This window comes from Kitasatospora sp. CMC57 (assembly GCF_045866025.2).
GTDB lineage: Bacteria > Actinomycetota > Actinomycetes > Streptomycetales > Streptomycetaceae > Kitasatospora.
This window is the reverse complement of record NZ_AP035881.2, coordinates 1,592,781-1,605,364: the sequence shown is the minus strand read 5'-3', so window position 1 is coordinate 1,605,364 and position 12,584 is coordinate 1,592,781. Positions and strand designations below refer to the sequence as shown.

Annotated in this window: 8 protein-coding genes and 1 pseudogene; 1 reads left to right on the top strand and 8 read right to left on the bottom strand. The window is 69.8% G+C overall.

Going from position 1 to position 12,584, the window contains the following annotated elements:
• The first annotated feature begins 165 nt into the window (after window positions 1–165).
• Window positions 166–405, top strand: a complete 240-nt coding sequence (locus ACKUU6_RS07390) for a hypothetical protein (RefSeq protein ID WP_407987655.1) — start codon at window positions 166–168, stop codon at window positions 403–405.
• 101 nt (window positions 406–506) lie between these two features.
• Here ACKUU6_RS07390 and ACKUU6_RS07385 read toward each other — a convergent pair whose 3' ends face one another.
• From ACKUU6_RS07385 to ACKUU6_RS07350, 8 genes and pseudogenes are all read right to left on the bottom strand, one after another.
• Entirely contained in the window at window positions 507–1,181 is a 675-nt protein-coding gene (locus ACKUU6_RS07385) for a response regulator (RefSeq protein WP_407987654.1), read from the bottom strand.
• Window positions 1,178–3,757, bottom strand: coding sequence for an ATP-binding protein (locus tag ACKUU6_RS07380; RefSeq protein WP_407987653.1), 2,580 nt, complete (start codon window positions 3,755–3,757; stop codon window positions 1,178–1,180). The genes ACKUU6_RS07385 and ACKUU6_RS07380 overlap by 4 nt, the downstream gene beginning before the upstream one ends.
• A gap of 202 nt (window positions 3,758–3,959) precedes the next feature.
• Window positions 3,960–4,589 (bottom strand): potassium-transporting ATPase subunit KdpC, encoded by a 630-nt coding sequence (gene kdpC, locus ACKUU6_RS07375; RefSeq protein WP_407987652.1) that lies wholly within the window; start codon window positions 4,587–4,589, stop codon window positions 3,960–3,962.
• 11 nt (window positions 4,590–4,600) lie between these two features.
• Window positions 4,601–6,706 carry a potassium-transporting ATPase subunit KdpB gene (kdpB, locus tag ACKUU6_RS07370; RefSeq protein ID WP_407987651.1) on the bottom strand — a complete coding sequence of 702 codons (2,106 nt, stop codon included), beginning with the start codon at window positions 6,704–6,706 and terminating at the stop codon, window positions 4,601–4,603.
• Window positions 6,706–8,367, bottom strand: coding sequence for a potassium-transporting ATPase subunit KdpA (gene kdpA, locus ACKUU6_RS07365; RefSeq protein WP_407987650.1), 1,662 nt, complete (start codon window positions 8,365–8,367; stop codon window positions 6,706–6,708). Before kdpA ends, kdpB begins: the two co-directional genes overlap by 1 nt.
• A 2-nt stretch (window positions 8,368–8,369) precedes the next feature.
• Window positions 8,370–8,459, bottom strand: a complete 90-nt coding sequence (gene kdpF / locus ACKUU6_RS07360) for a K(+)-transporting ATPase subunit F (protein ID WP_097237446.1) — start codon at window positions 8,457–8,459, stop codon at window positions 8,370–8,372.
• 337 nt (window positions 8,460–8,796) lie between these two features.
• Window positions 8,797–10,830, bottom strand: coding sequence for an APC family permease (locus tag ACKUU6_RS07355; RefSeq protein WP_407987649.1), 2,034 nt, complete (start codon window positions 10,828–10,830; stop codon window positions 8,797–8,799).
• A 203-nt stretch (window positions 10,831–11,033) separates the two neighbouring features.
• Window positions 11,034–12,193: pseudogene (locus ACKUU6_RS07350) on the bottom strand (APC family permease); the annotation flags it as partial.
• Between the last annotated feature and the right edge of the window lie 391 nt (window positions 12,194–12,584).

Here is a 12,584-nt window from a genome sequence, read left to right as displayed (position 1 = left end):
GGAACAGCAGGGCACAGGGTCGCCGAGGCTGATGAGATCCGCAAGCAGTTCAACCGGTTCCGCCCGCTGATGCCGCTGATGCGCCCGACGGCCTGACCCCGAGGATGGCCGTCGGCGAGATGACCGAGTGCAACATCGAACTCGGAAGGATCGCGCGCGAGCGCGATGGGCCCAGCCCTCGATGCCATCGCGGTCCCGGCGCGGTACGTGGTCGCGTCGGGGTCGTCCCTCGGCAGCAAGGGCGACGAACAGGAGCGGATCCGCGCGAGCCTCCAGGCCGTGACTGAACGGAATCCGAACATCAAGATCAGCGCGAAGGTCGCGAGCAACCACGACACGATCCTCAAGAACGACTTCGCGGCCGTCGCCGAGGCCGTACGCGACGTCGCCGGCACCCACACCTGACCGGGTATGCCCGCGCCACGGCCATGCGCCGCCTCGTGGCGGCTGTGGGCCCCGAACAGCCCCAGGCCCTTCGTGCCCTCTATGCCGAACTTTCCAGCCCGTTACGGTTCGAAGCGGTAGCCGATGCCGGGTTCGGTGATCAGGTGACGGGGGCGGCTGGGGTCGGGTTCGAGCTTGCGCCGCAGGCCGGCGAGGTAGACCCGCAGGTAGTTGCCGTGGTTCTCCGCGTCCGGGCCCCAGACCTCGCGCAGCATCTGCTTGCCGGGTACCAGCCGCCCCGGGCTGGCCAGCAACAGCCGCATGATCTTCCACTCGGTGGGTGTGAGCCGCACCGGGCCGTCCGGGCCGGTGACGACGGCGGCGGCGAGGTCGACGGTGTGGGCGCCGACTGTGAACCGCGGTACGGCGGGCTCTACTGCGGGCCGGCGCATGACGGCCCGTAGGCGGGCGAGCAGTTCGTCCATGACGAACGGCTTGGTCAGGTAGTCGTCGGCGCCCGCGTCCAGGGACTGCACCTTCTCGTGAGCGTCGGTACGGCCGGACAGGACGATGATGGGCACGGCGCTCCAGGCACGCAGCCCGCGGATGATGTCCATGCCGTCGAAGTCGGGCAGGCCGAGATCGAGCAGCACCGCGTCCGGCGGCGTGCGGCCGGCCACTTCCAGGGCCTCGGCCCCGGTCGCCGCAGTGAGCACCGAATAGCGACGGGCGTGCAGGTTGATCTTCAGCGCGCGCAGCATCCGTGGTTCGTCGTCCACGACCAGAATCTGCTTCACTCTCCCGGCCCTCCGTTCTCGTCCACCGCCAGGTCGTCCATGCTCAGGTCGGCGTCGGACAGTTCGGCCGCAGGCAGGGTGAGCAGCATCGTGGTGCCGCCGCCCGGGGTGTCCTCGACGTCCAGGGCGCCGCCCATCGCCTCGGCGAGGCCACGGGAGAGGGCGAGGCCGAGACCGACGCCGGTGGTGTTGTCGGTGTCGCCGAGGCGCTGGAACGGCAGGAAGACCCGGTCGCGGTCCTCGGCCGGGATGCCGGGGCCGCGGTCGATCACCCGGATCTCGACCCGGTCGAGGTGGTGGCTGGCGGCGACCAGGACGGGCGCGCCGGGTGCGTTGTACCGCAGCGCGTTGGTGATGACGTTGGCCAGGACCCGCTCCAGCAGCGGCGGGTCGGCGAGCACGGGCGGCGTGGTGTCGAGGTCGAGCGGCTGGACCGGCGCGTACGTGTCGAGCAGGGAGTCGAGGGCGCGGGGCAGGACCTCGTCCAGGTGGGTGGGTTCGAGGTGCAGGGTGAGGGCGCCGGCTTGCAGGCGGCTCATGTCGAGCAGGTTGTCCACCAGCCGGGTGAGCTTGACCAGGGATTCGTCGGCGGTGGTGAGGAGTTCGGCCTGGTCCTCGGGCGAGAACTCGACGTCGGGGCTGCGCAGCGAGCCGACCGAGGCGAGGGCGACGGCGAGCGGGGTGCGCAGGTCGTGGCTGACGGCGGCGAGGAGCGCGGTGCGCATCCGGTCTGCGGCCTTGATCGGCTCGACCTCGGCGGCGGCGGTGGCCAGACGGTCGCGTTCCAGCGCGGCGGCGATGTGCGCGGCGAAGGCGGTGAGCACGCGCTGGTCGGCGGCGGGCAGGCGGCGACCGGCCAGGACGAGCAGCGCGCCTGCACCTGCCGGCAGTTCGGTGACCGTGCGATCCGGAGCCGCTTCGCCCTCGGCGTCGCTGCGGCCCAGCGCCTCACCGCTCACGCGGTCGAGCAGGGCGACCGAGTCCAGTGCGAAGGCGGTGCGGGTCTTGTCCAGCAGTTCGGGCAGCGCGTCCGCGCCCCGCAGGACGCTCCCGGCCAGCGTGGACAGTGTCTCGGCCTCGGCGGTCGCGCGGGCGGCCCGTTGGGTGAGCCGGGCGGCGCGGTCGACCACCGTGGAGACCGTCAGCGCGACCACCGCGAACACCAACAGCGCGATGACGTTGTTGGGTTCACCGATGGTGAAGGTGTGGACCGGCGGGATGAAGTAGTAGTTGAGCAGCAGCGAGGCGACCAGCGACGCCAGCAGTGCGGAGGTCGCCCCGCCGAGCAACGCCACACCGACGACTCCCAGTTGGAAGATGAGCGCGTCCGTTGTCAGGTTGACCTGGCTGTGAAAGTGCGAGAGCACCACCGTCAGGACCGCGGGCACCGCCAGGCCGGCGAGGATTCCCGCGACGGTGCGCCGCCGGGAGTGGCGCCGTCCGAGGGAGGGGAGCCGGCCGCGGCCGGTGAACTCGTGGGTGACCATGTGGACATCGATGTCCTCGGATCCGTCCACGGTGGTCTGGCCGGTGCCGGGTCCGGTGAGGAAGCGGTTCAGCCGCCCACGGCGGCTCGTGCCCAGGACCAGCTGGGTGGCGTCGTGGGCGCGGGCGAAGGCCAGCAGTGCGGTCGGGACGTCGTCGCCGACCACGACGTGGTAGATGCCGCCGAGGGTCTCGGCCAGTTGCCGCTGTTCGGCGAGGGCGCCTGGGGAGGCGCCCGCGAGGCCGTCGCTGCGGCTGATGTGGACGGCGAGCAGTTCGCCGCCGGCGGTGCGGTCGGCGATGCGAGCCGCGCGGCGGATCAGCGTTTCGCCCTCGGGGCCGCCGGTGAGGGCGACCACGACGCGTTCGCGAGTCTCCCAGACGCGGTCGATGTTGTGGGTGGCGCGGTAGTCGCGCAGGCCCTCGTCGACCCGGCCGGCCACCCACAACAGGGCGAGTTCGCGCAGCGCGGTGAGGTTCCCGACGCGGAAGTAGTTGGAGAGCGCGGCGTCCACCTTCTCCGCCTTGTAGACGTTGCCGTGGGCCATCCGGCGGCGCAGGGCCTGGGGAGCCATGTCGACCAGTTCGATCTGGTCGGCGCGGCGGACGACCTCGTCGGGAACGGTCTCGCGCTGCGGGATGCCGGTGATCTTCTGGACGACGTCGTTGAGTGACTCGAGGTGCTGGACGTTGACGGTGGTGACGATGTCGATCCCGGCTGCGAGGAGTTCCTCGACGTCCTGCCAGCGCTTGGCGTTGCGTCCGCCGGGGATGTTGGTGTGCGCGAGCTCGTCCACGAGGGCGACCTGCGGGCGGCGAGCGAGGATCGCGTCGAGGTCCATCTCCTGGAAGTCGCTGTCCCGATAGGTCCGGGTCAGGCGCGGCACGGTCTCCAGGCCCTGCAGCATGTTCTCGGTGTGCCGTCGGCTGTGGCACTCGATGTATCCGACGACCACGTCCGCGCCCCGGTCGAGCCGTCTGTGCGCCTCGTCGAGCATCCGGTAAGTCTTTCCGACGCCGGGGGCCGAACCGAGGTAGACCCTCAACTGCCCGCGGCGCGTGGTGGTGCCGGGGGTGAGGTCACGGGACATGGGCGCTGCTCTTTCCGTACGAAAGCGGCCGGGGAGGAGGCTGTCAGCGACAGCATCTGCGCGGATTGTGTTGTTCCGGTGGGCGGGTGCCGGCTGGGTGCCGAAGGCAGGCCGACCCGGGCGCGGGATTCACTTCCCTCGCCCGGGTCGGCCTGTCACCAGCCGGTCGTCCGAGGCGTCGCCTCGGCTCCGCCGAACACCGTCACTTCTGCTCGCTGATCGCCTTGTTCAGCAGGACGACGTTGACGCCCTGCTGGCCGAGGAAGCCGAGCGGGCGGCCTTCGGTGTACTTGTCGATGAGCGTGTTCAGCGTGTCGGCGGTGAGGCCGCGGGCCTTGGCGACCCGGCCCACCTGTTCCTTCGCGTAGGCGACGGAGATGTGCGGGTCGAGGCCGGAACCGGAGGCGGTGACCGCGTCCACCGGGACGCTCGCCGGGCCGACGCCGTCGAAGGCGGCGATCGCGGCGCGGCGGTCCTCGACGGCCTGGGTCAGCTTCTCGTCGTTCGGGCCGAGGTTGGAGGCACCGGAGGCCTTCGGGTCGTAGGAGCCGGCGGAGAAGCGAGGCTGGAAGAACTTCGGGTCCGGCTGGGCCTCCTCGTCGGCGTTGTTCGGATCCTTCTTCGGGAGGTTGTAGTTCTGGCCGAGCAGGCTGGAGCCGATCTCCTTGCCGTCGGACTTCACGATCGAGCCGTTGGCCTTGTCGGCGAACGCGAGCTGGCTGATGCCGGTGACCAGCAGCGGGTAGGCGAGGCCGAGGATGACGGTCATCACCAGCAGCATCCGCAGCGCGGTGACGTGCGTGCGCACGATGGCGGGCAGGGGCTTGGACATCTCTGCTTCTCTCAGCTCAGGCCGGGGATGAACTGCACGATCAGGTCGATCACCTTGATGCCGACGAACGGCACGACCAGTCCGCCGAATCCGTAGACCGCGATGTTCCGCGCCAGCAGCGAACCGGCGTCTGCCGGCCGGTACTTGACACCGCGCAGAGCGAGCGGGATCAGGCCGATGATGACCAGCGCGTTGAAGATGATCGCCGAGGTGATCGCCGACTGCGGGCTGTGCAGGCTCATGATGTTCAGGTGCCGCAGGCCCGGGTACACGCCGGCGAACATCGCGGGGATGATCGCGAAGTACTTGGCGACGTCGTTGGCGATCGAGAACGTGGTCAGGGCGCCGCGGGTGATCAGGAGCTGCTTGCCGATCTCGACGATCTCGATCAGCTTGGTGGGGTTGGAGTCCAGGTCCACCATGTTGCCGGCCTCCTTGGCCGCCATGGTGCCCGTGTTCATCGCCACGCCCACGTCGGCCTGGGCGAGCGCGGGGGCGTCGTTGGTGCCGTCGCCGGTCATCGCGACGAGCTTTCCGCCCTCCTGCTCCTTCTTGATCAGAGCCATCTTGTCCTCGGGCGTGGCCTCGGCGAGGAAGTCGTCCACGCCCGCCTCGTCCGCGATCGCCTTGGCCGTCAACGGGTTGTCGCCCGTGATCATGATGGTCTTGATCCCCATGCGGCGCAGCTCCGCGAAGCGCTCGCGCATGCCCTCCTTGACCACGTCCTTGAGGTGGATGACCCCGAGGACCTTGGCCGGGGCGGCGGCCACCTTGGTGGCGACCACCAGCGGGGTGCCACCGGCGGCGGAGATGCCGTCGACCAGGGTGGCGATGTCCGCGCCGACCGAACCGCCGTTCTCGGTGACCCAGTTGGAGACGGATCCGGCCGCGCCCTTGCGGACCTGGTGCAGACCGTCGGCCTCCACGAGGTCGACACCCGACATGCGGGTCTGCGCGGTGAACGGCACCCAGGTGGCGTGCGCCAACTCGCCCTGCGCACGGGCCCGCAGACCGTACCCGGTCTTCGCCAGGACCACGATCGAGCGGCCCTCGGGCGTCTCGTCGGCGAGCGAGGAGAGCTGCGCGGCGTCCGCCAGCTCAGCCACCGTGACGCCCTGGGCGGGCTGGAACTCGGCGGCCTGGCGGTTGCCGAGCGTGATGGTGCCGGTCTTGTCGAGCAGCAGCGTGTTGACGTCACCGGCGGCCTCGACCGCACGGCCCGACATCGCCAGTACGTTGCGCTGGACCAGCCGGTCCATACCCGCGATGCCGATCGCCGACAGCAGCGCCCCGATCGTGGTCGGGATCAGCGCGACGATCAGCGCGACCAGCACGATCATCGACTGCGGGGCGCCCGCGTAGGTCGCCATCGGCTGCAGGGTGACCACCGCGACCAGGAAGACGATCGTCAGCGAGGCCAGCAGGATGTTGAGCGCGATCTCGTTCGGCGTCTTCTGCCGGGCGGCGCCCTCGACCAGGGCGATCATCCGGTCGATGAACGACTTGCCGGGCTCCGAGGCGATCTTCACCACGATCCGGTCGGACAGCACCTTGGTGCCACCGGTCACAGCCGAGCGGTCACCGCCCGACTCGCGGATCACTGGCGCGGACTCACCCGTGATCGCCGACTCGTCCACCGAGGCGACGCCCTCGACGACGTCACCGTCGCCCGGGATGACCTGCCCGGCCTCGACCACGACGTGGTCGCCGAGGCGCAGCGCGGTGCCGGGGACCTCCTCCTCGGCCTGGCCTTTCGGCCAGTCGAGGAGGCGCCGGGCCATGGTGTCGGTCTTGGTCTTGCGGAGAGTGTCCGCCTGGGCCTTGCCCCGGCCCTCGGCGACGGCCTCGGCCAGGTTGGCGAAGATCGTGGTGAGCCACAGCCAGACGGTGATGGCCCAGCCGAAGACGGACGGGTCGGCGATAGCGGCGATCGTGGTGACCACCGAGCCGACCTCGACCACGAACATGACCGGGTTCTTGACCATCACCCGGGGGTCGAGCTTCTTCACCGCGTCGGGGAGCGACTTGGCGATCAGCTTCGGGTCGAGCAGACCGCCCGAGACTCTGTGGGGCGCCTGCCCCTGCTCAACGGGTGCGGGGTTGAGGGTGGTGGACATCAGTGGAGACCTTCCGCGATCGGCCCGAGAGCCAGGGCCGGGAAGTAGGTGAGGCCGACGACGATCAGGACGACGCCCGACAGCAGGCCCACGAACAGCGGCTTGTGGGTGGGCAGAGTGCCCGGGGTGGCGGGCACGGGCTGCTGCTGGGCGAGCGAGCCCGCCAGCGCCAGCACGAACACCATCGGCAGGAACCGGCCGAACACCATGCACAGACCCAGCGCGGTGTCGTACCACGGGGTGTTCACCGTGATCCCCGCGAACGCCGACCCGTTGTTGTTGCTGGCGGAGGTGAAGGCGTACAGCACCTCGGAGAAGCCGTGGGAGCCGGAGTTCAGCATCCCGGCCCGCTCGCCGGGCAGCGCCATCGCGACACCGGTACCGATCAGCACCAGCGCGGGCGTGGTCAGGATGTAGAGGGAGGCGAACTTCATCTCCCGGCCGCCCAGCTTCTTGCCCAGGTACTCCGGGGTGCGGCCGACCATCAGACCGGCCACGAAGACCGCGACGATCGCCAGGATCAGCATGCCGTACAGGCCCGAGCCGGTACCGCCGGGCGCGATCTCGCCGAGCATCATGTTGAAGATCGTGATGCCGCCGCCGAAGGGCGTGAACGAGTCGTGGAAGGAGTCGACCGCACCGGTCGAGGTCAGCGTCGTCGACGCCGCGAAGAGGCTGGAGGCGGCGATGCCGAACCGCTGCTCCTTGCCCTCCATCGCGCCGCCGGCCGCCTGCAACGCGGTGCCGGAGTGCTGCGACTCCGCAAAAGTGATCAGCGCGGCCGAGGCGACCCAGAAGAGCGCCATCACGGCGACGATCGCGTAGCCCTGGCGGTTGTCGCCGACCATCTTGCCGAAGGTGCGGGGCAGCGAGAAGGAGATCACCAGCAGCAGGAATATCTCCAGCCAGTTGGTGAAGCCGTTCGGGTTCTCGAAGGGGTGTGCGGAGTTGGCGTTGAAGAAGCCGCCGCCGTTGGTGCCCAGCTCCTTGATGACCTCCTGCGAGGCCACCGGGCCGCCCGGGATCGACTGGGTGTCGCCGCCCAGGGTCGCCAGGTCGTGGAAGCCGTGGAAGTTCTGGATCACGCCGTTGGCGACCAGCACGAGGGCGAAGACGATCGAGAGCGGCAGCAGCAGGCGCAGCACGATCCGGGTGAGGTCGACCCAGAAGTTGCCGACGCGGTCGGTGCGGTTGCGGGTGAAGCCGCGGATCAGCGCGGCGACGATGGCGATGCCGACGGCGGCGGAGACGAAGTTCTGCACCGCCAGGCCGGCCATCTGCACCAGGTGGCCGAGTGCGGCCTCACCGGAGTAGGACTGCCAGTTGGTGTTGGTGGTGAAGGAGATCGCGGTGTTCCACGCCTGGTGCGGGGCCATCTCCGGCATGCCGAGGGAGAGGAACAGGTGCGTCTGGAGGCGGATCAGCCCGTACAGGAACAGGATCGAGAGGGCCGAGAAGGCAAGCACCGAGCGCAGGTAGACGGGCCAGCGCTGGTCGGCGTCACCGTCTACGCCGACCACCTTGTACAGGCCCTTCTCGACTCTCAGGTGCTTGGCGGACGTGAGGAGGTGGGCGATGTAGTCGCCCAGGGGGCGGTAACAGAGGGCCAGCGCGCCGACCAGGGCGAGGGCCTGCAGCCACCCGGCAAGAGTGGAGCTCATGATCAGAACTTCTCCGGGTAGATCAGCGCGACGACGAGGTAGCCGACGAGTGCGACGGCGACGATGAGACCTGCGATGTTCTCGGCGCTCACAGCTTCTCGACCCCCTTCGCGATGAGGGCGAGGACGGCGAACACGGCGACCGTGACACCGACGAAGACGAGATCGAGCATGGGTGCTCCACCAACTGGTCGAAGGGGGCTGTCACCGCCGGAGATCCCCGGAGGCTCCGGGCGGGGCCGGTGAAGGACCGGCGAGAGCAGCAAACCAGCCGGTCAGTGCCGTTCCCGGCTCCCTGACGCCCTCCATACGGGTGGATAGGCAACATTGACGCCGCCTTGACGCCGGCGTCATTCGGCCGAGACCGAGGCTTGGCCGAAACGTGCCGATGCCCCGGGCAGCGGCGCTGTCCGGGGCATCGGGGACCGGGTCAGATCTTCTGCGGCTCGGGCACGTCCTTGACCGGCGCGGGCTCGCCGCGACGCATGGCGCCCGGGGCGCGGCGGGCCGGTCGGTCCGCGTGTGGCGCGGAGGCCAGCTGCCAGGGCACGCTGATCACCATCACCCCGGGGGTGAACAGCAGCCGCGACTTCAGCCACAGCGCGGACTGGTTGTGCAGCAGGTGCTCCCACCAGTGGCCGACCACGTACTCGGGGATGAACACCGCGACCGCCTCGCGCGGACTCGAGCGCCGGTACTCGCGCACGTACTGCACCACCGGCTTGGTGATCTCCCGGTACGGCGAGTCCAGCACCTTCAGCGGCACCTCGATCCCGTACGCGTCCCACTGAGCCTTCAGCTCGTCCGTGGAGTCCTTCTCCACAGCGACTGTGAGTGCCTCCAGGGTGTCCGGGCGGAACGCCTGGGCGTAGCCGAGCGCCCGCAGGGTGGCCTTGTGCAGCTTGGAGACCAGCACCACGCCGTGCACCTTGGACGGCCTGACGGCCTCCTCGCGCGGGTCCTCGATCGCCAGCTCGTCGGAGACTGCGTCGTAGTGCCGGCGGATGCCGCGCATCATCAGCCACAGCAGCACGGCCGCGACCACCGCCAGCCACGCTCCTTGCGTGAACTTGGTGATCAGCACGATCACCAGCACCAGTGCGGTGGTGACGGCGCCGAGCGCGTTGATCACCCGGGAGCGCTGGGCAGCGCCGCGCACCGCCGGGTCGGTCTCGGTGGCCAGGGCGCGGTTCCAGTGCCGGACCATGCCGATCTGGGAGAGCGTGAAGGAGGTGAACACGCCCAGGATGTACAGGTGGATCAGGCTGGTCACGTCCGCCCTGTAGAACCACAGCAGACCGCCGGCCACCACGGCGAGCGCGATGATCCCGTTGGAGAAGGCCAGCCGGTCGCCGCGGGTGTGCATCTGCCGGGGCAGGTAGCGGTGCTCGGCGAGGATCGAGGCCAGCAGCGGGAAGCCGTTGAACGCGGTGTTCGCGGCCAGGATCAGCACCAGCGCGGTCACGGCCTGGATGAAGTAGAACAGGATGCTGTTGTCGCCGCCGAGGAAGGTGGAGGCGAGCTGGGCGATCACGGTCTGCTGGGTGTAGTTCGCGCAGTCGCCGGCGATGCCGGTGAGCTGGCAGGCGTTGTCGACGTAGTGCACGTGCGAGGTCATCGCCAGCACGGTGACGCCGACGAACATCACCACGGCGGTGATGCCCATGACGGCCATAGTGGTCGCGGCGTTCCTCGCCTTCGGTTTGCGGAAGGCCGGCACGCCGTTGGAGATCGCCTCCACGCCGGTCAGCGCGGTGCAGCCGGAGGCGAAGGCGCGCAGACCGAGCAGCAACAGCCCGAGGCCCGCCAGGGAGTCCTTGCCGTCCTCCGGGTTGATCCCGAACGCCGCCGTCGGGGCCTGCGGGTTGTCGCCGAAGGCCACCCGGATCAGCCCGGTGACCACCATCAGCAGGATGCCGCCGATGAACAGGTACGTCGGAGCGGCGAACGCCTTCCCGGACTCCCGTACACCGCGCAGGTTCATCGCGGCCAGCAGCGCCACGAAGGCGACCGCCAGCACGACCCTGAAGTCGGCGAGCCCGTTGAACGCGGAGATGATGTTGTCCACGCCGGACGCCACCGACACCGCGACCGTCATCACGTAGTCGACCAGCAGCGAGGCCGCGACCACCAGGCCGGAGTTGGCGCCGAGGTTCTTGGAGACCACCTCGTACGAACCGCCGCCGGACGGGTAGGCATGCACCACCTGCCGGTAGGACAGCACCACCACCGCCATCAGGGCGACCACGGCCGCCGCGATCCACGGCGTCAGGTACAGGAAGGCGGTGCCGCCCACGGTGAGGACGAGCAGGATCTCGCCGGTCGCGTAGGCGACGGAGGACAGCGGGTCGGAAGCGAAGATCGGCAGGGCCAGCCGCTTGGGGAGCAGCGTCTCGCCCAGCTCCTCGCTGCGCATGGCCTGGCCGATCACGAGGCGCTTGAGCGCCTGGGGCACGTTGAACACGTAAGCGAGAGTAGGGCCGCGAGCATTAAGGAAATCAGCCCGAAAAGCTGCCCCCGACGTGCTTCTGCCGTCGTCCGTTGCCGAGTTTCCGCAGGTCATATGCCATCCAGGTGACCGAGGCGGGGCCATGCGAGGGCGCTAAGAGGCCCCGTTAAGGAATCGTCAATATCAGCCCCCGAACTCCACCAGGTGGAGCAATTCGGTCATTTCGTCCTCTGCTTGCCGGGCACGGGCAGCCGCAGTCGGCAGACGACCGCCTCGGTGTCCCGGCGCAGTGCGCGGACGATGACCGCGCCGCGCTGGTTCTGCAGGGCCCGCTGCCAGATCCGGGCGCGGCTGTGTCCGGTGGCCAGCCGGTTGACGAAGGCAGCCAGCGGCGTCCCCAGACGGCGGTGGCCGTCCGGGACCTCGACCAACGGAACGCCGGGCTGCCACAGCTCCCAGTCGCGGCGCAGGGCCTCTGCGGCTCGCAGGTCCTCCTCGTCGGGCGCGGTGTGGACGACGGTCACGGCCAGCACCTCGTCGCCTAGCGAGGCCGCCGCGCACAGCGCATCCCGGGTGAGGCGGGTGATCGCGTGAACGGGAACGACGACCAGCGAGGGCTGCGGCGCAACGGGCTCCGGGAGCCGGCCGAGCTCCAGCCGTTCACCGATCCGCCCGTACGCGCGGTGCACCGCCTCGAAGAGCAGGACCAGCAGCGGCAGGGCCAGGCAGATGCCCCACGCGCCCTCGGCGAACTTGGTGCCCGCCACGACCAGCGTGGCGGTCCCGGTGAGCAGGGCGCCGAAGCCGTTCAGCAGCGCCCGGCCCCGCCACCGCGGGCCGCGCTCCTGCCGCCAGTGCCGAACCATGCCGACCTGGCAGATGGTGAAGCCGACGAACACACCGATCGCGAAGAGCGGCACCAGGCTGTTCACGTCGCCGCCGGAGCCGACCAGCAGCGCCGCGGAGATCGCCGCGAGGAACAGCACGCCGTGCCGGTGCACCTGCCGGTCGGCATGCAGCGCGAAGACATGCGGCAGGTGTTGTCACGGGCCAGGAGGTGCAGCAGCACCGGCATCCCGCCGAAGGAGGTGTTGGCAGCCAGCGCCAGCAGCACCACGGTGGCGCACTGCACCAGGTAGAAGCCGCAGCCGTGGCCGAGCGAGGCGTCCGCGAGCTGGGCCAGCACGGTCACCCCGTCGACCGGCTGGAGGTGGAAACGGCCGATGAGCACCGCGAGGCCGACCAGCATCACGCCGAGCAGCGCACCCAGAGCGACCTCGGTCCGCTGCGCGCGCCGGACGCCCGGCGTGCGGAAGGTGGGCACCGCGTTGGCGATCGCCTCCACGCCGGTCAGTGCCGAGCAGCCGGCGGCGAATGCGGTGCACCGCTCGGGCGCCATCACGGCCGCGTTGTCACGGTGACGGTGGAAACCGACCACTCCGAAGACCCCGTCGGCAAGGTCGTCATGTTCACCGCTGACGGTGGAGTAGTTGTGCAGTTCCCACTGGCCGGGGCTGGGGTGCACGCTCCCCAGGAGCTCGCGCCGGCCCCTGGCGAACCGGAGTGCGAACAACCAGATGCCGGTCCAGCCGATAGAGGCTGACCTGGCTGACGGCCGACCGGCAGGCGCAGTTGCGGAGGGAAGGACTCCGCCGACCAAGCCCTTGCTCGGGCACTCGACCCAGCGCAAGCAGGCCGGCTCCGTACTCTCCCGGACGACGATGACGGGATGCTGGTGGCTGCGTAACTACGAGCTGTCCCGAGCTCTC